Origin of the sequence: Halorubellus amylolyticus, assembly GCF_034808145.1 — an archaeon.
Lineage (GTDB): Archaea > Halobacteriota > Halobacteria > Halobacteriales > Natrialbaceae > Halorubellus.
Window position 1 is genome coordinate 62,257 of the sequence record NZ_JAXHGM010000015.1, and the last position, 23,178, is coordinate 85,434.

A 23,178-nucleotide genomic window follows, 5' to 3' on the forward strand; every position below is an offset into this window, starting at 1 on the left:
CGCACCCCTCGTGGGGTCGGACAAACACGCCCGGTCGCGCACCCTTTCCCCCGACCTCAGGGATGAATCTTAGACGCAGTCTCGAGGTTGTGGCTGCGCGCGCAGCGACCGTAGGGAGCGAGCACGGAGCGGTGGGTGGGGTGGTGGGGCTTGGGTCGGTCTGGCACACAACAAAAAAGAGGCTGCTCGGTCCGGCTATTCGTCCCACCAGCGGCCGCGCTCCGGGAAATGAAGGGTTGACCAGCCAGTGACGGCCAGTGAGACGCGTCCGTCGTACCAATTTCTCGCCGCTCCGTGGATACGCACCCGTTCACCTTCTTCGATCCAGGGGGCATTCGATTTCTCCCAGATCGTCACCTTCGTTTGCCCGCTTTCGTCTGCGATGAGGCCAACTTGAGCGATGGCTGGAGAGTCACTATCCCAAAGCACCTCGATTTGACCGTCGACACTCACCTCCTTGCGATCGATGTCCTCGAGCTTCCCGATGGGAACCACCTGCCCCGGGGCCGTCTGCAACTCCTCGAACACCCGCACGACCGCACTCGTCATGTCCGTGCCGTCGACGACCGCGTCGGCCAGGCGTCGACTGATCGCCGCGCGCGACCAGCCATCCACCCGCGTCGCGAGTCGGTCCGCTTCCGTGTTCACCGTCGCCAGTTCGTCCTGGGAGAGCTCCGCTCGGGGATCATCCCGTTCGGGGTCGGCCATCGGGTCCACGCTCGCGGCCCGCTGCTGGAACTCCCGCCGGCGCTGCGTGCTCCCTTGTGCGACGACCTCTCGCGTGCGCTGCTCCCGACCGTCCTGCGTGCCCAGCTCGGCCTGGGCACTGATGCGCTCCAGTTCGGCTTCCCGCGCCCGAATGCGCTCCTCCTGTTCGAGGGTGACACCGTGAATCCGGTCCTCGCTCGTGTCCGCGATCCCATCCGGGTGGTTCGCATCCACCTTCGCCTGCGTCTCCTGCTCGACCGCCGCCTCGAATTCCGGCGTCTCGTCGACGACCGGGAAGCCGTCTTCATCGACCGCCTGACCGCCCGCGTTCTCGAATGCCTGTTCATCGACCGAAACGACCTTTCCGCTAGCGTTGTTAATAGACATTGGAATCACACCAGATTCCGAAGGCGCTCACGCGCCGACACCGCGATGCTACTACATCGCGGTTTTCCGACGACAACGACCGACAGAACCATCTGCGCGCTCTCGCTCGCGCCTTCGCGAGCGCCCTACCGGGCGCGAGCGAGAGCGCGCCTGCATGAGGTGGCCCCAACCAGCACCGCGCGCCGACCCGCCCGGAGCGAGCGGCCAGCGGAGAAAGCGTGGGGGGTGAGCAGCCACGCCGCGCAACCCCTCGCGCTTACCCGCTGGCGCCGAGGGCACATGCACTTTAGCCCGGAACGGGCGCGGGCGGTGCGGAGAGCGCCCGCACGCCCGGAATGGTCGGTCGCGAGCGACGCGGAGGGCGGCAGCGGCGCGCGGGGCGGGCCGTTGCGTACACACCTGTCCAGCCGGCTGCGACACTCGGCGATCCAGCTACCGTCCTGGCGGACTTAGAAAGGGCGAGGCCGCCTCGGTCGTCCCCCGACCCCGCAAGCACCGCAGGCACGAGGCGCGCAGCGGTGGTCGCGGGACGTCGAGCGGCCGAGGGCTTTCGGGTGTCGTCGCCGGCGCTGGGTGTTCGGCATCGTTACTCGGAGGCCGGTTACTCTTCGAGACGGCGGAGCAATTGTGTGACGTACGGACTGTTCTCCCAGCTCCGATGGGGGCTGATCGTCGTGAGTAGCGTTCGAGCCGCCTCGTGGCTCAGATGCCCGTTCCGAGCGTAGTCGACGATGAGTCGCGGCGTCGGGACGATCCGCGGGCCCTGCAACACAGCGTGGATGAGTGGGAAGTTCGTCCCGCCGAACTCGTCGGTGAGAAACCCATCGACCCCGAGCGCGTTCGCAAGGACGATGCCATCAGTTTCGCCGTCATCGAGGCCGAACGTCGGCCGAGAGTCTGGCGTTTCATCGCGGTCGTATGGATCTTCGACTGTGTAGTGGCTACGGGCTACGAGGACATTGTTCGCAGCCGCGGCGTGGATATCTTGATACTGCGTGATGTCACGGAGTTCTGTAACGACTTCCGACGGCACGACCACGTCACACGACGTGAGCAGGTACTGGAACGGGTCCGGGGTGTCGGTACCGACGGTCGCGTCGGCACGGGGCACCGCAAGACTGACCAGCGCGCTGGTGTCGGCGACGACTGTTCGCAGTCGCCGGCCGCTCATCGCTCATCGTCGGCTGCGGGCTCAACCGCCGTCGCGTCGCCATCGTAGACGTCGACGTCGTCGGGGGCAGCGAGATCGAGTGGTTCATCTTCGAGGTCCGCTTTGAGAAGTCGGAAGCGCTGAGCAGTCTCGGCGCCGACCAACTGCTTGACCGTCTCGAACTCAAGCTGGTTGTCGTAGTACTTCGTCGCGACGAGTTCTTGGAACGTCTCGCTGTCGGCCGTGTCTTCGATGTACTCACGGATCGCCTCGACAAGCAGATCCGTCCGATCCTTGTCGAAGAGCTCCGCGATCGCATCTAGCCGGTCGACAAGATACTCCGGCGACTGGAAATGGACTCGTCGCGGGTCATCGCTTGCGCTCATTCTATGTGCAAGTTCTGCACATAGATGGATAACCGTTTCGGCGTTTGCACAAAGCTTGCACATCGAGGGGTTGACGGACCGTCCGGCCAGTCTCAGCCGTCGTCCTGTGCGTTCAACTCCTCGAGGAACCAGCTGGCTGCGGTCCCGATCCGAACGCCGTCGACATTACGCATCTCAAGACCGTTCGTGGCGGTCCGGAACGGTTCGTTGTCGACGAGAACGCGGTGGATGACTGTGCGGACAGGTTCGGTCCCGTAGGTATCGATAACGGTCGCCATCGTCCCGTCGAAATGCGCATCCTCGTGCTCCGTTCGCGGGTTCTGCGCCCGGTGGACCACGAGGTCGATCACATCGTCGACCGATGCGTGGTCAGGATCCCCGGTTTGCTCACGAACGTTATAACGGGGCTCTGTATCAGACATATCCAGTCACTCAGTGGCATTGCCGTCCGTATCAGTCGTCACTGGGTCGGCTCTTCGTTGCCGGCGGGTCTCTGTAAGGAGTTCCTCGAGCGTTGCGACCTGATCGATCTCCGCGAGTTCATCGGTGATCTCGTCGATGAGGGCGGCTCGCTCGACGGCAGTCTGGTCGCCTGCGGTTGTGTCGACCGATTCAATGCGGAGCTGCCGCGTTTCGTGCCAGCCACAGTCCCAACAGTCTCGGGTCACCTCGATACGCTCATCCTCTTCTGCTGCAAGGACTGCGTCGGACAGCGACGTCGAAAGCGGCCGGTCCGGTCCGACCTCGAGGGTGACTGTAGAGCCGCATGCGGGGCAGTCCATAGGCATCCTGAGGAGCCCTCACCTGTTGAAGATAGTGGACCTACCGCCGTGTCACCTATGTCGACGACTCCTCGGTGCGTCAGTCCGTGACGATGTGCGCCCCGAGGTCGCGCGTCCAGTATGGCGCGAGCCCGCCGGGACTACAGCGAGCGCACAGTTGCAATGGGCCTTCCAGATGCCCCAATTCGACCCGGAACCGGGTGAGCGCCGCGAGCGTGTCAACGACGAGTCCACAGCCGTCACAGGCGACGTGATCGCGCTCGTCGGGATCCGGCTCCGTCTGAATCGCGCAGTCCACGCAGATCGGGTGGGTGACCCGCTCGTCTTGCCCCCAGGTGTGGGCCTCGCCAGTCTCGGTACCGGGCGGGGCGTGGCAGAACGCACAGCCGACGAGGGTCTGCTGCATCACTCGGCCTCCGCGTCGGCGTCGCGGCCGGCCATCCAGCCACGGTGGAAGACGGCCAGCTGTGTCGTCGATTCGAACGTGGTGCCGCTCGGTTCGTGAACCAGAACTTGATCCTCAGGAACTGGAGTGACGATGTCCGTGTCGATGAGCTCGCTGACCAGGCGCTGGGCCGTCGTGTCGTCGACGTCCGCCGTGTCAACCCGGGCGGCGTCACGGTCCTGAGAGAGCAGTTCTTTCTCGAACTGTTCGTAGTCGCGACTCGTGTCGTCGTGCGGATCGGGACAAGGCATGGTGAGTCACGCAGCGCACCCTGTCGCGCGCTGCACGCCTCCCGGCGTGCACGAGAAACAGCGTTCTCGTGCGCACACCAGAACGCTCCGCGTTCTGGGGACGCCGACAAACAGTCAGGAGTGACAGCGTCTAGTCCGGTCGGGGATCGCGATAGCCGATGACGGCGACGTCGTCGATGAACAGGACGCCCTTCACGAAGTCGAGCTTGGTCAGACTGTGCTGGTACAGGTTATGCCGACCCAGGTAGTTTACTGGCACCACCAGACAGCCGAACTCGATCTTCGGCCGGCCGTCCTTCTGGGTGCGGTACCCCCTCTGGAACTTGAGGAGGTCATCGCTGACGTTCTTCCGCTCGCTCTTCTCGACCTCGATGGCGATGCGGGCGTCGGCGTCGTAGAGATCGACGCTGTAGTTAAACCCCTGATGCGCCCAGAGCTTGCAGTTCGGGTTGTAGCCGCCGGCGGCGTCCCCTTCGTACTCGTACTGCGAGAGCCCGTCGGCGATGGCGGCATCGAACCCACCGACCTCCGTGTGTTTCGTCGAGCCGTCGAAGACACTGGCCGGGACAGCTTCGACGGCCGCCCGAATCGACGCCAGCGCATCGTCCGGAAACACCTCAGACGAGGTTTGAGTACGCCGCTCGCTTAGTTTGGTGACCTCCTCGACGACGACCATACTCGCTCTCGAGGAGTAGCGGCCCGATAAAACCCGTCGCGACCGCCGTTCGAGCCGACCTGTCGACAGGATTCACTCACTCGAAGAGTCGGGCGGTGGGTGGGGGTGAGGGAGTGGATCCAGTCCTAGTGTTAACCAACACTGTGTCGGTATCGATTCGGAATGTTGGTTAAGCCTAACCGCTACGGCGTTCGGAGCTCTCGAACTGGCTTCACGACGAAGGTGTCTGACTCGCTGGTTGCTCTCTCACCTGACTGCTCCGTTGACGTCGGGGGCGACCGCGTGAGCTGAGTGATGAGCTCGTCGCGAACGGTTCGTCGGGGGGTGGTGGTCTCGTGCCAGCCCAGTCGGTCGTCGAAGTGCCGTTTCTGGAACTGCTCGCCGACGTCGTCGGCGGCGACGTACTGCGTCCGCGTCGACCGCCCGACCTGGTGGGTGGTGAAGACGGCGCCCACGGTCTCGTGCGTGAGCTCGACGAGAGCACACTCCACGAGGGCGACGACCGACGCGTGATCCCGGTCGGTCGGAACCGTCATCTCGAGGTCCGCCCACGGCGCCTCACCATCAGTGCTAGTTGCTGCGTGATCCGCTGCTCGTGTCTTGCTGCGTTGTTCCGAAGCCATCGTCTATCGGGGGCACGTGATGCGCCCCGCCACCCCCTCGCGGGGGCGATAGACACCACCAAAACGCACCCGTTCAATCTATGCGCTAAATCTGATACTTCCGTAGGTCCGCTACCCCTGTGATGGCCCCTCGGCCTGAGAGAGCCGGCGGCCTTCGCACATTGCATATCGCCTCTTTCTTTGGACGAAAACCGCGATATGCAAGACACTATAACGGCATCAAATCGAAGAAGAACCTCGTCGGGCCGATTTGACGGCGTAGAAAGTACCTCGACGAGTTCCGGAATAACTCTGTGGTTTCAAAATTTGCTCGACGGCGGGGTAACAAAGGTGATATCGGCGATATCCGACTTCTTTGGGGTCACTGCTTCACCTATTCTGACCCCCTCGAGGTTGTCCGTCTCGACATTTCGAATTGTGGATTACCCCCGATTCTCTCGATTCTGGACGTGTTAGACGCTGAGAATTGCTCGACGAGGATTCAGAAGGGAGTGTCCTTGGTCTGCAAACAATTCTCGACAATCTGAGGGAAGACTATGATTTAGAATTGCTCAGCGGGACCGGCGGACTGCTCGTCCACTTGCTCGTACATCTCATCCGGGAACGGGAGGCTGCCCCAGATTGAGTAGGGACACTGGTCCTGGCCGATACAGTAGCGCTGTAGATCGTCGTTATCACAGTTCATCGGCAACGGCGGGTCGCCGTCGATCGTGTTCGAGAACTCGTAGCGAACCTGGTATTCGGTCTCCTGCTCGTCGTACCACGGCCACCGGGAGAAAACGTCCTTGAGGTCCGCGACGATCTCGTCGAGGCTGCTGTCCTGATACTGCGGCAGCCACATCACCATCCGCGCGAAGTTGTAGAGGTCCTTCCGGACGGGCTTCTTCTCGTGTAGCCGCTCCTCCATATTCGCCATACAGGGAAGTTCGAAGAGGTCCTCGATCTCTCGCACTTCAATCTGTTCGGCGCCGGTTCCGGCTCGTCCGATTCGGTACGTATTGACGCGCCCGTCGCGGTCGATCGTGACGGCCGAGTGGGGCTCGTGGTCGGCCAGCGTCTTCGCGAGACTGCTCGGACTCGATATCCAGTCCGTTACAGAGGATTCCCACTCATCCTCGGCGTCGTACGCTTCGACCGCTCGGTAGAGCTCTTTCGCCGTGTGGAACTCGCCCTTTTGCGCCACGTCGTTGGGCGCGTCACTCAGGGCCCGCCGGAGGACTCGGATCGTCCGCTCCCCACGGTCCCAGTTCCGCCAGATTCGCTCGTGATGGCCGGTCTCGAGGAAGCGGTCGATCCGCTCCGTAATCGCCGACTCGTTCGTGGTCAGCCACGATAGCTGGTCATCGGAGAGTCCGTCTTCTTGCACCCGCAGGAGCTTCTTGAACGCCCGCTCAGCGTAGTTCCGATACTTGCTGTCGAAATCACCGACCGGGACGTACAGGTTGTTGTCCTTCACTCGCGTCAGTATCTCCCCGCCATCGTCACTCCCCGTCGATGACTCGCCCTCCGCTCGAACGAGACATTTGCGCGACGCCGCCGCCATCGGGATTTCGAGGTACAGGCCCTCCCCGAACTCCGGCATCTCCGTGATACCCGTACAGACCCGACCCGGATGCGGGCCATCCTCACCGGGCTCCTTGCTGTACAGCACGTCGGCGATGTCCTGCTGGAGTGACCCATCGCCGTGGGCGCGGATGAGGGAGGCGAGATTGTTGACGTACAACTCTCGGATGTCGTAGAGCACCTGGATGTTCCGGGGCGACGCGTGCTCGAACTTCGGGTGCTCTTTCACACAGATCGCACTCAACGTCGCGAGCACGGCAAGCGTCCCTGGCTCGTCGACGAACGGATCCTTGGCGGCCTCGGCACGAACCTGCTCTTTGAACGCCGCCGTCCCGAACCGCTCGACGTCGTTCACGAGGTCCTCGGGTTGGTCCTCGCCGTCGACGACGTATCGGTTGTAGCCACGCGTAAACAGCTGGTTGATGCGGGTCTCACCGTACTCCAGCGGGAGTGCCGCAACCCGATACGCCATGTCCTCGTCGTCGGTGGGGGTACTCGGGTTCATTCGTCGATCACCTCGGGTGTCGCCGACCGAACGTCGAACGCCGGGCTCTCGATTGGTTGAACGATGCTACAGACGTCGGCGTGCAGCGAGTAGGGCAGGCGAGCGACACGCCGGCGGTCGGCCGTCACGACGGGGTCGATCGGGATGTCGTATGTCTCGAGGAGGAGGTCGTTCAACACCTCGCGGCTCTGCTCGTCGTATCGGTGCGCCGGGTCGGTATCCAGCAGGTAGACGTGGACCCCCTGCCCGCTGTACACGACCATCGTCTCCTCGGCGTCGAAATCGTCCTCGAAGATATCCCTCAGCTCGAACCCGTACTCGATGGCGCGGTCGATGTCTTCGAAGGCGTACGGATACCCCTCGGGAGCGGCGTCGAGGATACCCGCAGCATCGAGAAGCGCATCGTCGTCCTGATCCTCGACGTCCGCCGACACCAGCTCCTCCGCTCTGTCTCGGGCGATCTCTTTCGCGTCGATGTCGACGAGGAGGACCCAGGGTCGTTCCCAGTGATCCAGTGCGTAGTAGACGGCGTCGGGCTGTGGGTCCGGTTGCTCCAGTACCTCCGGATCAGCGAGTGCGAACTCGCTCCGCCCCAGCGGGTCGTTGCGGGCTGGATGCCGAATGAACTCGACAACGTCCTCGAAGTCGTCGAATTCGGGCGTCGTTCGGTCGCCCGACGCATCTGTTTGCCACGTATCCCGCCGGATGAAGTCCTTGTCCGGCACCTCGTCTTTGCGAACCGGGTGGGACTCGTGGAAGGCGATGGCGTACTGTTTCGGGCCGGTCGCCGTGATGAATTCCGGCAGGTCATCCAGATAGCCTGGGAACTCCTCGGCGTAGTAGGCGTAAATCTCCTCGCGGGTCGCCTGTCGCCAGGTCATCTTTCCTCTAGTGGGAGATGGCGCCGTTCATGGTGCAGATGACTCCCCCAATTGGCTGATTGTCGGCCCTCTACGAGTCCTCGCGTTCCAAGCACTTCGCGCCTTCGAGCATCAGCCCCTTCCAGGTGTAACCGCGTTCGTCCTTGAGTTCGGTGAGGCGCTCGTGCTGGTCGTCGCTTACTGTGAACCGGACTTCTTTTCCCATACATACGTGAGTTTACCGTGTTCTTTTTGTGTGTTACGGTGCTACTGTTCACCGTCGGATGGCCGCCGAACGAACCGTCTCGAAGACGCTTGAGGCAACGACAGTCCCGCCGACGGCACACAAGCAGCGTCGGCTTGAGGACACTGTAGCGACGTACCGCGACGCACTCCACACTGCCTTCGAGAGCGGGGCGGATACGCAATCGGCGGTCAACGACATCGTCACCGACTACGACCTCACCTCCTACGCCAAAGACGCGCTCAAACAGTACGTCCCACAGCTGCGGGAGACTTTCGATGCTGACGAACTGGCTGACGATCAGCCAGTTCGATTCACCAACCGTGGCTTCCGTCTCGATCATTCGCCAAACCGCGAGTACGAGTTCTGCTGGCGGGTCCCGCAAGCTGGCCGTGGCAACGCCTTTTGGATCCCGTTGCGGATCAATCCGGCACAGGAATCGCTCTGGTTTGACGTGCTCGATGGTGAGGTCTCTATCGGCGAATTCCGGTTGGTCCATAACCGGAGAACGTGGACCCTCCATGTTTCCGTCGAATACACCGTCGACGATCCCGATCCAGACGAAGATCCGACCTTCGTCGGATTCGATATCGGCGAAAGTGCGTTGATCACGGGCTGTGCCCTGCAACGTGACACGCCGACGAAGCCACTGTTGATCGACGGTGGCCGGGCACGACACCTCCGCAAGGAGATGTATACTACGCTGCAACGCCTCCAAGAACTTGATGCCGCTGACTGGCGAATCGAGGAACGACTCGGCTACCACCAGAATGCGCTTACGGATATCGTCGAGAAGGCCTCGCGTAAGGCCGTCGAATACGTCCGCCAGTTCGACGACCCAGTAATCGTGCTCGAGGATCTGTCGTACATTCGTGAGAACTTGGATTACGGCGCGTACATGAACCGACGGCTGCACTCGTGGGCCTTCGCTCAGCTTCAAGGTCGAATCAAGGACAAGGCACTCGAGGCAGGGATTCCGGTTGAGCACGTCCAGCCGCACTATACCTCGCAGATTTGCCATGCCTGCCGTCACGTCGGCTGTCGTGACGAACAGGCTGAGTTCCGTTGCACGAACGACGAGTGCCACATCACCACGTTCCAAGCCGATATCAACGCCGCGGCGAACATCGCTCGCCGCGTCGATCCGTGGGGTGAGAGCGTTCCTTGGAAATCGGAGCGCGATGACACGCCACGGAATGGGAGCCCCTGTGACAGGGCCACGGAACGCCGAGAGACGAGTCGGGAACCCCGACAGATGACTCTCTCGGAGTACGGTTCCGAAACCTCTGAGACCAGATTTCCCCTTGTAGGAAGCTCCGTCCATCAGGGCGAGTGAGGATGTCACTGGTTGAGTTCTTGATCGAGATTTTTGAAGCCCCGTACAGTGGTCAGGCCCGCAGCATCGAGGTCGTCGACGGCGTCTCTGATGGTCGCGAACGACCGTGCCGCCCGCCCGCTGACCCGCTCGTCGATTCGATCCGCGTCGGCAAGGCTCTCCAATACGTCGAGCGCCGTCTCGCGATTGTTGAAGGCCCAGATCGCGTCGGCGTCCACCGCGCTGAGTTTGTCGTAATCCTCGACCGGGGCGTGCCGGTTGTTACTCGCGAGCTCTGCTTCGCCGGCCCAGACGAGATCGCCGCCCTCGTCGAAGCCGGCCACGTCCAATACCGTGCCGTCGTCGGTTTCGTAGTACGGTTCCACGCGACCGACGTCGGTCCGCTGGTGGAGCCACAGCTCGAGGAGCCGGACGCCAACCTTGTGTGGCGTTTTCTCGCCGAGATCGCCCGCTCCTGGCCCCGCCTTCAACTCTCTCCCGAGGAGGTCTCGACCGTCCGGGAGGACGGTGTAGTACTTGCGCCCCGCCGCGGAGTCCGCTTCCAGGAGGTCCTGTTCCGTGAGCCGCTCCATATGGAGGTCGTCGTATTCGTCTCGGAGCTGGCTCATCCTGTCCAGTAGCGTGTACTCGTCGTCCTCTCGGTTCATCACGTCGAGGACCCGATTCAGGAACCGGACGTCGTCACGGCTGAGTCCGCGTTGTCGGAGTTCGTCATCGGGGACGGGTACGCTGCTTTCTTGGACGGGCGTTGCCCCGTTCTCCGGCTGTGGTGCTTGGTCACCAGTTGGGTCCTCGTCCGTCTCAGTAGTCTGTCCGAACAGGTGACTCATCTCGGACTCGTCTGCATCTGGATCGCTGTCCGTCTCGGGCTGGGTGGTCGACGTCGATGCGTCCTCGGTCGTCGATTCGCTGATGAACGCGGATTGCGTCGGATCCGTTCCTGAGTCGCCGTCGGCAGCTGAGCCCGTCGTTTCGGCCCCCAAACTCCCCCAGCCAGTCTCCTCTGGGGCAGTGCTCGACTCAGTCGGCTCTGTCAGCCCGTACTGGGCCTGTGTCCGCTCGACCATCCGTGGCCGGGACACGGACTCGAAATGGTCTTCTTGGGGCTCTGTGAGCGGCTGGTCGCTTTCTGGATGCCCCGGCGCAATCGGGAGCGGCTTCAGCGAAAACGGCGGCGGCCCAGTCTCCCCGAACGACGGGCTCGGGAGTTGCGCAATCCACTCGCCACTTGGGAGCGTGTTGATTCGGTTGCGGAGTTCGGTCGGGCTGAGGTCCTCGTGGGCAAGCGACTCCGTGAGGTCGCGCTCGATCGAGATGTTGCCGATGAGCTTCGTCTTGATGTTGTTCAGCACCTCGTCGTAGGCCCGCTCGTTCCGGTTCCGAACCTGTTCGGGGAACTGCATCACGAGTCCCATACTCAGGCCGAACGACCGGCCCTGCGGCAGGAGTTGCTCGGAGACGAGCTTCGTCGACGCGACCGGCGCCGCCTCCTCGATGATGAGGTTCGTGAGCTTCTCGTAGTCGGTCTGGCCGTCGCGTCGGCGCACCTGCACGGCGTCCCAGAGATTACTCAACAGCAGCAGGGTGATCGCCCGCTGGGCCTCCGGGCGGAGGTCGCCGAGGTCGAAGATGATGGTGGCGTCTTCATCGAGGAACTCGCGGAAGTCGAACCGGTTGTCGACGTACTCGCCGGCGTCATTCTGCTTGGGGACGTGGCTGAAGATCCGGCGGAGATGCGCGTCCTCTTTGAGCTTGTCGAGGCGGTTCCCGACGGCGTCCATCGACACCTGGAACTGGTGGTTGTCCTTCGCAAAGTGGCGCGTCAGCGATTCCTCGATGTTCTGGTTGTCCGCCGAGACCGGGGGAATCGTCTGATCGCGCTGCATCCGAAGGGCGGCGGCGAAGAGGTCGTCCAGCCCGAACACGTCGCTCCCGTACTCCTCGTCGAACAGCGCCTTGATTAGGTAGCTCAGAATCTCGTTCGCGACGAACGCCTGCCCGTACTGCTCGCGTCCCATAATCATCCGGAGGATGTCGTGGAAGTGGTCGACCTTGTCCTGAATCGCGTCCTCACGGTTGCGACCGGCCTCGAGCGCGGGGCGGATGTCGAAGAAGGAGAACGCGGGGATGGTCTCCGGGACGCGGAAGTGGTAGACGTCGTCGAGACCACCGAACCGCTCGTAGTGGCAGCGCAGGTAGTTCTCACACATTCCGTCCCCCTTCGGGTCGACGAGGACGACGGGGCCACCAGTCGACTCGCGAAGCGAGAGGGCGTCGTTGATGATGGCCTTCGACTTCCCGCCACCCGTCGACGCGAACCGCCCGTAATGCGTCGGCAACAGGTCCGGCGGGATCCGGATGGGGTCCGGCCGTGGCTCACCGTTCTCGTCGAGCGCGTACCCGATGGCCATCCCCTCCTGGAACTGCTGGATCAGATCCGGGTTCGGCCACGGGAGCGGATTCCGACTCTGCTGTTCGGCCCTGGTCCCCCGCGTCCCTTCGACAGTCAACTGTTCGGAAGAGGGGACGAGGACGAAGTTCGCGAGCTCCGTCCCGCTGAGGACCAGCTCGGGGCGGGTCTTCCCTCGTCCCGTCGTCAACTCGCGGTTGAGGAGGCGCTGGAGAGCGGCCCGTGCCTTCTTCTCCTTCGTTTTCTTACGGAAGCCGCTGTCCCGGAGGCGTTGCCCCTCGACCTCGTAGAACGGTCCATCAAGCGGGTCGAACACGGGGAGGAGCGAGTCCATCCGGGCATCGAGGTCGTCGTGGGTGTCGTCGGTGGGGACGCCGACGGCACGGATGTTGACCGTGAACGACCGTTTGGCGTTCTTCGCATCGATGTACTCGATCCGCTTCTCGACGACCTCGCTGACCTGCCGGTCGTCCTGGTCGCTCCGCTGCTCCTCGACCTCGAGCAACGAACCGACGACCTCCTGGAAGAACGTGTCGCGGCCGTCGACGAGATCCTCTTTCCGCACCTCCGCGTCGGACTGCCAGCTGGCACGCCGTTGGAAGACGACTTGGAACGCTGTCGGCGCTGTCGCCTCCATCAGATGGTCGATTAGCGACGCCAGCGCCGCGCCGGGCTCGTCGACGGACGAGAGATCGCCGTTCGTTTCCTCTGCCGTGAACGGCGTCAGCGAGGTCATCCAGTCCTGCTTCCGCGACGCGGCGCCACACCACCGGACCCCAAGCGGCGAGACAGCATCCTGTGCCGGGCGAGCCAGAATCGTTCCCGCCGGTGTCATCGTCGGCTTCTCGATGGCCCGTCGCTCTTCCTCGTCGTCTGGAAGTGCATCGGGCGGCGCTATTTCGAGGGCTGAGTCCCCGACAGTCACGTGATGATCGGGGATGCTCGTGGCTGCCGTACCGCCGTCGACAACGGGGTCTGCTTCGGCTGCCTCGGAGTCCCCTGATTCCTCGTCGACGATGTCGTACTGTTCTGCCGGACCAAACTCGTACTGCAGCCGCCCGGCTTCGTAGTGGTCGACGAATTCCTGCGGTGTGAACTCGACTGGCTGAATGAGCCGAGCGGCGACGTCGACGTCGACGCGCTCGATGTCGAACGTGGCCGGATAGATGGAACGCAGGCGCTTCTTGAGCGTATCGAGGTGCGCATCGGCCCCGTAGAAGAACTCTACTGGGTCGTCCGGGCCATCACAGATCGCGAGGAACTCGAACCGGGGTGGTGTCTCACTGTGGAGTGGGTTCAGCTTCGCCCCGAGGCCCGACGAGCCGGGCGTGGTCAGCTTGTGGAGGCTGTCGAGGACTCGGGGGATACTCTCCGGGTCAAGTCGCTCGGATGTCGGCGTGACGCGAAGGTACTCAGCCATCGTTGGTCCCCTCCGTTGACCCGCCGTCTGGTTCGGCTTCGACGGCGTCTGATTCCTCGTTCAGTTCGCTCGTTTCGTTCGTTCCGTTCGTTGCTCGGTGTTCGAGCTCTTCCTGGAACTCCTGCATCTCGGTATCGACGGCGTCGTCGCCGGCGCCGGGCAGCGAGGACCGAACTTGAGAGGTCGGGTCGAAGTCGATGACCTGCTTCTCCTTGGGCATCGCTTTGACCTGGATGCCGCGCCACTCGCCGTCGACGCCCACGAGGGCCTCGGAGAAGCCGGCGTCCTCGTTGCCCGGCACGGCGTCCTGGACGAACCGCATCTGCGCGTAGTTCAACCCGAACTCGTCGGCCCACTCCTCGTCCATCCCGTCGAGCCGGTGGAACTGCTTGACCGCACACTGATCCAGGATGGCCTCGGATTCGGCGTGCTCGAAGAACTCGTCGACGGTCTGGGTGACCAGGCGGATCGAGAGGTCGTGGTGGCGGTGGTGCCGGAACACCGTTTCGAGGAACGCCAGGCTCGCGGCGTCCTGCATGATGTAGCGTGCCTCGTCGATGTAGAACACGACCTCCTTCTCCGAGACTTTCGCCCGCTCGTAGACCAACGAGATGAGTAGCTGCATCGTCAGCGCCGTGCTGCTGTCGACGCTGCCCTCCTGCTGGGCCAGATCGAGGTAGATGACCTTCTCGTCCCGGATGTCGAAGTCGGATTCCTGGCCGAGGTTGGCGTGGCGACCGTCGTCCTCGAAGGGACGGAGCTGATCGAGCAGCCACGTTGCGTCCTCTTTGATCTTCCCCGCCTCCTCGTCGGACCGGACGACGAACTCCTCGGGGTCGTCGACCATATCTTCGAACACGTCCATCATCTCGCGGATGGTCGGACTCGGATTGCTGTGCGTCGAGATGTCGTCGGTGATCCCGTTGCGCTGGTAGGCACGTTTGAGGGCGAGTTCGAGCGTGGTGCGCCGATCTCCCAGTGAGATACCCCGGAGGGCGAAGAAGTTCGTGAGGAAGCTCATCGCGTCGTCGAGTTTCTCGTTGAACGGGCTCGCGTCCTCACCCATCGCCCGCTGGACGTGTTCGGGCGTCTCGCGGATTTCCAGCGGATTCAGACCGAGCGTCCCGCCAACCGTGATCCGCTTGGCGTCGAGCGCCTCTGAGACGCCGGCCCAGTTGTTCAATGGTTCGAGGATGATGCCGATGCGGTCCTTGCTCTGCTCAATCGACCGGATGAAGTTCTGCTTCGAACTGAACGACTTTCCCGACCCGGTGTCGCCGACGGTGAACATCGCGTACCCGTTATCTCGCGCAAACGGGTCGATGACCACGGGGCTCTGATTGTCCTTGTGGATCCCGAACTCGACGCCGCCCTCCTCGAGAATCGTCGCGTTGTGCGGCGAGGACAGCAACGCGCCGACGGCGCCGCCGAGTGCGATCGACGTCCGGCCGAACTCGTTGTCGCCGATGGGCGCGGCGGACTGGAGGGCGAGATCCTGGCGACAGATGGCCGTCTTCGGCGTGAGGTTCGCCGGGTCGTCCCGGAGCGCACTCTTGACCGTCTGGACGGCGTCTCTGAGGTCGTCTTTCTCGTCGGCCCGCACGGTGATGAACATCCCTTGGTCGAAGACGTTCGCGCCGTTCTCGACGGCCTTGTACGTCGCTGCAGCCTCGTTGGCGCGTTCCTGTAGGTAGGCACTCCGGATACTCTGTTCGAGGTCAGCGTCCACCTGAAGGTCGTCAGCGATGTCCTGCAGTTCGTTCCGGGCCCGCTCCTGATTTTTCGGCGTGATATGGGCCGTCAGATCGAACTGGACGTCGGTCATCTCGAAGAGGTCGCTCAGATACCCGTCGTTGGGATAGTCGGCATAGTTAGCGATGTACAGCGTCGACGTCCACTGCTCACCGACCTGTGCGGCTCGCGTTTCCCACTCAATCGCCGCCGGCGCGGTCACCGTCTTGTGTGACTCGGAGATGTCGTCGAGGAGCTGGCGTTCGGCCTCGCCTTCTTCGAGTGTCTCCTCGTCGAGGACATCGGTAAAGTCCACGTCTGGTTCATCATCCGCAGTGAAGCGGTCCCAGAGGTACTTACTGCCGACGCCAAGGCCGAGACCCACTGCAAGGGCAAGTACTGCACTCTCTGCTGGCGTCAGATTCTGGAGCCACCCGGCGACGGTGCCAAGCGCGCCACCACCAGTCTGGAGGATCACGTTACGCATCGTGTGGGTCCTCCCGGCGCGAGTGGCCGATGATCGATTGGTCGCGAACGACACGTTCTGCATCATCGTAGTCGTGTTCGCGACCGTTCCAGAAGTCCATATTCAGGACGAACAGCTCGACCGTGCTGAGCCGGCGTGCGGACCACCCCGACGCTTGCTGGATGAACTCGGAGCGAACGTCGTTAACGCGACTGTCGAGCTTCTCGAACATCTGCGCACGGCGCTCGACGTCGGTGAGGTCCTCGCGGCGGGTGACGAACGGGTTGAACAGGAACCCGATGACCGGGAACTGGGTCAGCTTCTCTGCGGGGGTGCCCTCGTCGCGGAAGCGGTCGTACACTTCTATCGGGCTGACTTCAACGCCGATGTAGTACCGGACCTGCTGAATGCCCCGGTCACGCATCTCCTTCGGCCGTGTCTCCCGATATTCTTCGAGGAGTTCCCGGAAGATCGGGTTCTCCGTGACGTCTTCGTCAGTGAGGCGCTCCTCGATGGTCTCGGTGATCTGCTCGACCGGGAAAGAACGGGTTGTGGCGTGGAGTTTGAGCTTCGAGTCCAGCTCTTTGTTAGCGAACTCTTCGCCAGCGTCCTGGAGCTGCGCCCAGTCGTCGGACATCGCGAAGTCCATGTTGGCCGGATCGATCTCGATGAACGCCTCCATCGCGCCGTCTTCACGCTGGATAGCACCAGCGCCCGGCCACGCTCGCTTGATGTTCGTGAGGTCCTGTGTCCGCTCGTCCGGCTTGAACGGCGTGTAGTTCGCGAGTCCGCCTTCGTTCCGCTCTGACTCGTTGGTACTCGTGTCGGCGTCGGCGGGCGCACTGAACGTGACCTGAGGCCGTTTGAGGTATCGATAGACGTCTTTGGTCCACGTCCAGGCATTCAGGTGGGTTGGTGAGACGTAGATGACGGCGACGCCAAATCCAAGCCCGCCAGCGACGAACGGGAGGGCAAGCGACTCGATCCCGGTGAGGCCCGCGATAAACAGCCCAATAATGGGGAAGGCGATGAGCATGCCGACGTCGCCTTCCTCGATATTGAGATACGGGATGCGACTCTCCTCGCCGAACTGATCCATGATGCGCCGTGCGGCTGCGTCTTCGTCTGTTGACATTGTTAGTGGATACCGCGGTCAAAGTCCATACCGTGTTCGTTACTCTCCGATTCCGCTGTCGCTCCACCGGGGTCATTCTCGGTACGGCGGTACGACGGCGTGCCGCTACCGTCTTCTCCGTGTCCACCGCGGGCAGCCGCTTTTTGTGCGACGGCCTGGCCGGCGGCGGCTTTCGGCCCCCATCGAGCGGCGGTCGTCGCGACGCCGGCGCCACCGACGTAGGCCCCGGCGGCGACACCGCCGATGAGGGCTGCACCTTTTGTCGCCCCGCCGACGACTTTGGCCGTCAACGGCGTCGCGTATTTGAATGTCTTCCATGTGATGTAGAGGGCGACCAGTGGGAGGGACGCAGCGACGAGGTATTTGAGGAACGCTGATCCTGGCGTGAGAGTCCCACCGGAGTAGATCAAGTCGTACCCCTTGAGGACCATCGCTGCCGGGAGCGGGAGGACAGCCAACGGGACAAACCGTTTGCAGAACCCCATCGCGATATCGGATACGACCGGAATGTTTCCGTAGGCCAGTGCAAATGCAATCGGCATTCCGTACAGGTAGACATACAGCAGAATCATCCGGATGTAGAACAGCGCCTCCAACGCCCACATCGAGATTCCACCAATCACGGCGAACAATAGCCCCAGCCCTGGGTTTGTGATGGCTGCACCCAAGAACTGAAGCATTGCCGAGGCTACGGAGGAAAGATCCGGCATCAGTGCAATAGTGAACCCGTCGACGAGGTAGAGTGCGAGAGTTCCAACCCAGTACCACGTGATGATTAGAAAAGCACCTACCCAGGCCGTCTTCTTCGTTTTTCGGGCTTCATAGGTACTTCCAATATTGAAGATCCGAACCGTGTGACGGCCCTGAACGCTCATCACGAGGAGCAACAGGGCGACCAGCATGATTTCGCCGCCGATGAGAGCATCGTGGATCGCTGGCCAGGGTGCGTTGGTTGGTTCACCGAAGACAAATGCTCCGTTCGTCTCTGGGGTCGGGGTTCCGAACATCCCCTCAGTTAGAGTCTCATACCCCGATCTGAGACCGTCCATGAACAGCCCGATGAACCAATCAACGACGTCCTTGATACCCTCGAGGACGACGTCGATGAGATCAACCATCGTCAGGCCTCCGTGATCGTGACCTCACAGTCAGTCATCTCGTTAGACCCGGAATACTCGACATTGTAGGTGCTCGTAACCCGATTGCCACTGACTCGGGTCTCGACGATAACCGTGAACTGGCCGCTGTTACCGTCTGGGGAACACCCCATTCCGTCCTCGCTCTCTGAGCCGAACGGAAACGAATTACTGAACAGGTCGGCCGTCTCTCCAGGGGGGACTACTACCCGGTCGGTTTCGTGCATTCCACTTCCTCTGGGGTTCTCAATCGGATTGGGAACGTCCCCGGAGAAGATCAGTTCAGTTATCGCTTCCGGACCGCTCCCTGTGTTCTCTACTGTGACGAATGCCTCACCATTCTTGATCCGGTCCGTCTCTGATTCACCATAGACTTCGTCCCACGGCTTATCTGGATTATTCCGATAGAGTCCAACATCCTGTATCTGGATCCCTGGACGCAGTTCAGTCGTGGTCTCGACTACTGTCTCCTCACCCTTCAATGCGAGTACGCGGTACTCACCGGGCGCATACGCGGTACCGATTTCGAACGAGACCTGCTGAGCACCTGCGGCTACGTCACGCTTCCCGAATAGCTCGCCGTTCGGTTGGATGAGGTTGACCTGGTCAACGTCGGCCTCTTCGGAGAGTTCGACGACGAGTGTAGTCCCCTCGACAGCGATACGCGTGAGCGGGCCTTGGCCGTCTGGAGAGGTCGTTCCGTCACTAGGCGTTCCAGAACCGCCATTGTCGTTCAGACAGCCAGCGACGCCTGCGAGCGCAGCACTGGCGACTGTTCGGAGGGCGGTTCGCCGACTGATTTGTGGGTGGTTGCTAGTCATGAACTATGAGTTCCGTTGGAAGCTGTCTTCTGGACCGAGCATACGGAGGAGCCGCGTGCCTGCATAGAACATCACAATGAATGGGATGAGCTGCCAGCCAACCTCGAAAATGAACGCGAACCAACCGTCGATGGTGCCGAGCGGATGCCACCGAGCTGTTGCCGTCGCACTCACATACGCGGGGTCGTGCCCGAGCCACGAACCCGGATGGTACCGAGCCGTGTAGATCCCCGGCTCATCGATCGTCACGATCGCCACCCCGGAGGCGTTGGTCTCGACACGTTGCTCCGCGACGGTGATGTACCCGTTGCGAGTGTTCCCACCGATTGGAAATCGTCGGTCGGGATCGCTGAGCACGATTGGTGCGCCGGTCTCGTTATCCCGGAGTTCGATGCGGAGTGTGGCCTGACTTTCGTTCTGCTGGAGAACATCCACAGTCAGATTACTGCGCCGGAGCTGCCGCTCTGAGCTAGCGTCAGGTGCCACAATCGAGGCGTTCACGCCCCGGACGATGCCCGCAACGTGCAGCGCCTCTCGATCGACGTTCTCGGCTCGAACGGCGACGCCGTACGTCGTCGTGTACGACTGGTTGACGATGTCGATGTTGATGTTCTCACCGATGGTGCCGACCGGTGACGGGCGGTCAGTCCCCCAGGTATCGATGAGTTCCGGCCCATCTCGAACCGGCTCTGCACGCGGGCCGATCCGCGAGGGATACGCGTGGACGGAGACCGGAATCGCGTCCGACTGGACGGTAGCACTATCCGTGCGATTCGACCGGACGAGCGTGTCCCAGTTGGTGTTCCGAGCCGTGTAGAACCGCCAGATTCCACGGACCCGTGTCTCACCGTCGTCCGTGAGCGTGTACCCCTGCCACGGCCGCGATTGGAAGATGGCTACGCCGGCGTCGCCGTTCGGATACTCAGCGTAGTAGGGGGACGCCGAGAGGTCGTAAATCTCGACGGCGATCGAATCGGAGACGTTGCGTGAGTCCGTCTGATAGGTGACGTCGACGTTCGTCCGGTCACCCAGGTCGGTCCTGACGGTTTTCTTCAGTCGGACGCTTATCTCCGCTTCCAGCGTGAGATTCGCACTCCAGTCATCCTCGATTTGGTAGTCGAGGGCAGGCGTATGGGCTCCGTCACGCTCGGCGATGGTCTCGCCGTCCTTCTTCAACCGGACTTCTTCGATCTCGTGCTCCGTGAGCGACCACGAGATAGTCGTGTTGCCGGAGGAACTTCCGTTGGGGACACGAACGCGGTAATCAACGAACCCGCGCATCGTCCCATTCGGCGCGATGTAGAGTGGGGTTTCACCGGACTCGAGGTGGCCACGAGTAGAGGGCTGGACCGCGAAGATCGTTGCGTGAGCATCTTCGATGAAGACGCCGTCCTCGAGATCCGCGTGCGGCGGATGCAGGGACGTATCTGGGCCGCCGGCGTCGAGGTCCTCGAAGTCGTTCCGCGTCCACGTCGCCGCAGTCGCCGGCGGTCGTTTGAACGTAATGTCCGTCCCGTTTGCTACTTGATGGACAGCGGAACGGTTCTCGCCGTACCGCTGGCGGTACTCCTCCTGGCCGATATAGTTGTCTGCGTCGCGAGACCAGAGGGTCGCGGATTCGTTCTCGGAGAGCCCGTTCTCCTCCGTCCCCGGTCGCGGCGGGTCAGCGGCGACGATACCCGTGACTAGGCTCGTCGCGAGCAAGCCGGCCATGAGCACGGAGAGCTCTCGATGGTTCATAGGGCTCGCAACGGGGACTGCGGGGTGGTTACCAGGGGACGAGATCGACGCACTGCGCCAGCGGGAGGCCCATTATCGACCCGGCGACGGTGTACAGCGGGCCGAGGACGACGAGGACGACCGCGGACTTCATCGCCGACCGTTTGTGGCGCTTGAGGCCCTTCTTCTGCTCGGGATTGAGGGTGAACATCTCGATGAGGGAATCAGCCTGCCAGACGATCGCGAGGCCGACGATCCCCAGCGCGGTTGTCAGCTGGAAGAATCCCTCAATCATACTCGGGAGGTTGTCCGCGCTACAGACAGCGTTGTCCTGAGCGGCAACTGGCTCGACAGCGAACAGGCCCAGGAAGACGAACGTCAGCGCGGCCTGTCTGGGAATCCTGCCCGTCAGTAGTGACTCGGTGTCGGTGCGACGTTCAGAGTCGGAGGGGATCTTGTCCTGTGACATAGCGGGTCAATCATCAGTAGCGTCTCCAGCCGTTGGCTGGTTCTGCTGCTCTTCGACGAGCGACTGGAGGTCGTCGAATCGGTTTGTGTCCTCGGCAATCTCTTCGAGCGTGTAGCCCTGCTCGCGGGCCCGTTCGAGGAGGTCGCGGAGTTCATCGGGATCAACACCGCGGACTTCCATTTCCTCGCGGAGGGCGCGGCGATAGAGGGCGGAGGCGTTGATGTGGTCGTTCCACATCAGGTACAGATCATCGATGTCCTCGATGGTGACTGACCTCGTAATCATATATGTGGGTATGGGTATGTACCGGCTGGTCCCGGTACATGTTGGCGCGATAGCTGGATGATACCTAAATGCTTTCTGGCTATCAAGTGATGTAATATTGTTGGATAAATTATAAGCGAATTACTGGTTCATGTCGCAGAAAAAGACTTAACCAACAAACCAGGGAAGAGTGAGGGGGCTGTTGGTTAAGGGTGAGCACCAGCTCGCTTACTCGAGCTCCACAACTTCTCCACTTCCCTCGTCAAGGATTTCTCGCACCTCAGACAAGAGCTCCTGACCTTCCTCATGGAGTGCTGTGCCTTCATCAAGGTCGCACTCGTCCGCGTCGAGTTGCTCAATAATCTCCTCGACGCGGCTCAGTCGGTCGTGGATTTCGGAATCTGTTGCCACGCTTAGATCACCCCCAGCCAGAGCACAGTGATGAGCAGCAACAGCACCAGAAGCACGGCAATAGCGGCCTTGTAGTAGACCGGCGGAAGACCCTCTGGTGCCGTCACCTCCTCGACAGCCTCTGCCAGTTCCGCCTCGTGTTCGTGCTCCTGCTCGAAGGTTTCGTACGCGGCGTCGAGTTGCTGTGCCAGCGGCTTGACCTCGCCCGCGAAGAACTCCTCGCGGGAATTCACGATATACTCGCCAGCGGCCGTCGGCGTGATCGTCGGGACATCCGCGACCTGATCGGCGATTAACCGGTCGTCAGTATGCCCAATCGCCGTGACGATCGGGGTGTTCGCGGTGAAGATAGCTTCCGCGACCCGCTCGGTGTTGAACGCCTGGAGGTTCGAATCACTCCCGCCGCCACGGCCGACGATGATCGAGTCGACCTCTTCGGAGCGGTCGAGATGGTGGATGCCGTTCGCGATGGACGTGGGCGCCTCCGACCCTTGGACGGTGGCGTCCTTCACCAGGATGTCGACGGTAGGGTCCTGTTCGTGGATCGCGTTCTGGATGTCATAGCGGGCATCGCCACGGAGGGAGGTTACGACCCCAACCCGCTCTGGAAACGCCGGCGGGCGCTGTTTCTGCTCGTCGTCGAACCAGCCACGCTCTTCTAGTTCGCTGCGCAGCCGCTCGACAGCAGCTGCTTGGTCGCCGTCGCCGACGACGATCACTTCCCACGGCTTGAGGTCGATTTTCCCGCCCTCTGTCCAGTAGTCGATATCGCCTTCGAGGATGACCTCCGTTCCGTCCTCGAGGTCAGCGTCCATCTTCTGATAGCGGTTCGCCCAGAGCATACAGGGAAGCTCGGCGTCGCCGTCAGTCAGGGTGAAATAGAGGGCGGTACTGTTCTGATGGAGATCCGTAACCTCGCCAATACAGCGGACGCCGTTGAGGGCAGGCGTCTCCTCGACGACAGATGCGATTTGGTCGTTCAGCTGTGAAACGCTGAGGACCTCTCTTGCGTCGGCGTCGGTCGCCTGTTGCTCAGTATCGCGAGTGTCCGCCATGCACGTCTGCTAAATTCTGCACAGAACACTCAAAAAGGTATCTTCGCTCCCCTGCCCTTTGTTTAAGTCAAACCCGAAATAAGAATCTATCAGACCGGAGTTAGGAGCAATGGCCGGAAAAATCGAATCGGGATTGACTCGTCTGTACGAGGGTGTCATAGAACGATTCCCACACCAAAGAGCAGGGTGAATGCTGAGATGGTATGGCCTCAGCGACCCTGCAAG

23 protein-coding genes are annotated in these 23,178 nt (G+C 61.9%); 1 reads left to right on the plus strand and 22 read right to left on the minus strand.

The window, feature by feature from the left end; translation table 11 throughout:
• Positions 1-195 precede the first annotated feature (195 nt).
• From SM754_RS19650 to SM754_RS19705, 12 genes are all read right to left on the minus strand, one after another.
• Positions 196-1,095 (minus strand): DNA-binding protein, encoded by a 900-nt coding sequence (locus tag SM754_RS19650; protein WP_323677836.1) that lies wholly within the window; start codon positions 1,093-1,095, stop codon positions 196-198.
• Positions 1,096-1,696: 601 nt separating this feature from the next.
• Positions 1,697-2,266, minus strand: coding sequence for a hypothetical protein (locus SM754_RS19655; RefSeq protein ID WP_323677837.1), 570 nt, complete (start codon positions 2,264-2,266; stop codon positions 1,697-1,699).
• Positions 2,263-2,631, minus strand: coding sequence for a hypothetical protein (locus SM754_RS19660; RefSeq protein WP_323677838.1), 369 nt, complete (start codon positions 2,629-2,631; stop codon positions 2,263-2,265). Before SM754_RS19660 ends, SM754_RS19655 begins: the two co-directional genes overlap by 4 nt.
• 92 nt (positions 2,632-2,723) lie before the next feature.
• Positions 2,724-3,053: a DUF8158 family protein gene (locus SM754_RS19665; protein ID WP_323677839.1), complete on the minus strand. Its 330-nt coding sequence runs from the start codon at positions 3,051-3,053 to the stop codon at positions 2,724-2,726.
• A 6-nt stretch (positions 3,054-3,059) separates the two neighbouring features.
• Positions 3,060-3,413, minus strand: coding sequence for a DUF8105 family protein (locus SM754_RS19670; RefSeq protein ID WP_323677840.1), 354 nt, complete (start codon positions 3,411-3,413; stop codon positions 3,060-3,062).
• Positions 3,414-3,492: 79 nt separating this feature from the next.
• Complete coding sequence (locus tag SM754_RS19675; protein WP_323677841.1) at positions 3,493-3,819, minus strand: DUF7558 family protein; 327 nt, start codon at positions 3,817-3,819, stop codon at positions 3,493-3,495.
• On the minus strand, positions 3,819-4,109 hold the full coding sequence (locus tag SM754_RS19680; RefSeq protein ID WP_323677842.1) for a DUF8069 family protein: 291 nt from the start codon (positions 4,107-4,109) through the stop codon (positions 3,819-3,821). The genes SM754_RS19675 and SM754_RS19680 overlap by 1 nt, the downstream gene beginning before the upstream one ends.
• Positions 4,110-4,239: 130 nt before the next feature.
• Positions 4,240-4,785: a hypothetical protein gene (locus tag SM754_RS19685; RefSeq protein WP_323677843.1), complete on the minus strand. Its 546-nt coding sequence runs from the start codon at positions 4,783-4,785 to the stop codon at positions 4,240-4,242.
• Between the two features lie 182 nt (positions 4,786-4,967).
• On the minus strand, positions 4,968-5,408 hold the full coding sequence (locus tag SM754_RS19690) for a DUF8030 family protein (protein ID WP_501993830.1): 441 nt from the start codon (positions 5,406-5,408) through the stop codon (positions 4,968-4,970).
• Positions 5,409-5,949: 541 nt separating this feature from the next.
• Positions 5,950-7,476, minus strand: a complete 1,527-nt coding sequence (locus SM754_RS19695; RefSeq protein WP_323677845.1) for a primase-associated protein — start codon at positions 7,474-7,476, stop codon at positions 5,950-5,952.
• Positions 7,473-8,357 carry a bifunctional DNA primase/polymerase gene (locus SM754_RS19700; RefSeq protein WP_323677846.1) on the minus strand — a complete coding sequence of 295 codons (885 nt, stop codon included), beginning with the start codon at positions 8,355-8,357 and terminating at the stop codon, positions 7,473-7,475. Before SM754_RS19700 ends, SM754_RS19695 begins: the two co-directional genes overlap by 4 nt.
• Before the next feature lie 70 nt (positions 8,358-8,427).
• Positions 8,428-8,562 (minus strand): hypothetical protein, encoded by a 135-nt coding sequence (locus tag SM754_RS19705; RefSeq protein ID WP_323677847.1) that lies wholly within the window; start codon positions 8,560-8,562, stop codon positions 8,428-8,430.
• 58 nt (positions 8,563-8,620) lie between these two features.
• Between SM754_RS19705 and SM754_RS19710 the strand changes: the two genes are divergently transcribed.
• Positions 8,621-9,916: an RNA-guided endonuclease TnpB family protein gene (locus tag SM754_RS19710; RefSeq protein WP_323677848.1), complete on the plus strand. Its 1,296-nt coding sequence runs from the start codon at positions 8,621-8,623 to the stop codon at positions 9,914-9,916.
• 5 nt (positions 9,917-9,921) lie between these two features.
• Here SM754_RS19710 and SM754_RS19715 read toward each other — a convergent pair whose 3' ends face one another.
• From SM754_RS19715 to xseA, 10 genes are all read right to left on the minus strand, one after another.
• The gene (locus SM754_RS19715; protein ID WP_323677849.1) at positions 9,922-13,746 is read right to left on the minus strand and encodes an ATP-binding protein; all 3,825 of its coding nucleotides are present in this window, start codon (positions 13,744-13,746) and stop codon (positions 9,922-9,924) included.
• A complete protein-coding gene (locus tag SM754_RS19720; RefSeq protein WP_323677850.1) occupies positions 13,739-15,964 on the minus strand; it encodes a VirB4 family type IV secretion system protein in 2,226 nt (741 codons plus the stop codon). The genes SM754_RS19715 and SM754_RS19720 overlap by 8 nt, the downstream gene beginning before the upstream one ends.
• Positions 15,957-17,078, minus strand: a complete 1,122-nt coding sequence (locus tag SM754_RS19725; RefSeq protein WP_323677851.1) for a TraC-like domain-containing protein — start codon at positions 17,076-17,078, stop codon at positions 15,957-15,959. Before SM754_RS19725 ends, SM754_RS19720 begins: the two co-directional genes overlap by 8 nt.
• 2 nt (positions 17,079-17,080) lie before the next feature.
• Positions 17,081-18,196 (minus strand): TrbL/VirB6 family protein, encoded by a 1,116-nt coding sequence (locus SM754_RS19730; RefSeq protein ID WP_323677852.1) that lies wholly within the window; start codon positions 18,194-18,196, stop codon positions 17,081-17,083.
• A gap of 2 nt (positions 18,197-18,198) precedes the next feature.
• On the minus strand, positions 18,199-19,035 hold the full coding sequence (locus SM754_RS19735; protein ID WP_323677853.1) for a hypothetical protein: 837 nt from the start codon (positions 19,033-19,035) through the stop codon (positions 18,199-18,201).
• A gap of 3 nt (positions 19,036-19,038) precedes the next feature.
• Positions 19,039-20,775 (minus strand): DUF8186 domain-containing protein, encoded by a 1,737-nt coding sequence (locus SM754_RS19740; RefSeq protein WP_501993831.1) that lies wholly within the window; start codon positions 20,773-20,775, stop codon positions 19,039-19,041.
• 28 nt (positions 20,776-20,803) lie between these two features.
• Positions 20,804-21,223, minus strand: a complete 420-nt coding sequence (locus tag SM754_RS19745; protein WP_323677855.1) for a DUF7985 family protein — start codon at positions 21,221-21,223, stop codon at positions 20,804-20,806.
• A 6-nt stretch (positions 21,224-21,229) separates the two neighbouring features.
• The gene (locus SM754_RS19750; RefSeq protein WP_008364407.1) at positions 21,230-21,508 is read right to left on the minus strand and encodes a hypothetical protein; all 279 of its coding nucleotides are present in this window, start codon (positions 21,506-21,508) and stop codon (positions 21,230-21,232) included.
• 207 nt (positions 21,509-21,715) lie between these two features.
• Complete coding sequence (xseB, locus tag SM754_RS19755) at positions 21,716-21,898, minus strand: exodeoxyribonuclease VII small subunit (RefSeq protein ID WP_323677856.1); 183 nt, start codon at positions 21,896-21,898, stop codon at positions 21,716-21,718.
• A gap of 2 nt (positions 21,899-21,900) precedes the next feature.
• Positions 21,901-22,953 (minus strand): exodeoxyribonuclease VII large subunit, encoded by a 1,053-nt coding sequence (gene xseA, locus SM754_RS19760; protein WP_323677857.1) that lies wholly within the window; start codon positions 22,951-22,953, stop codon positions 21,901-21,903.
• Positions 22,954-23,178 lie beyond the last annotated feature (225 nt).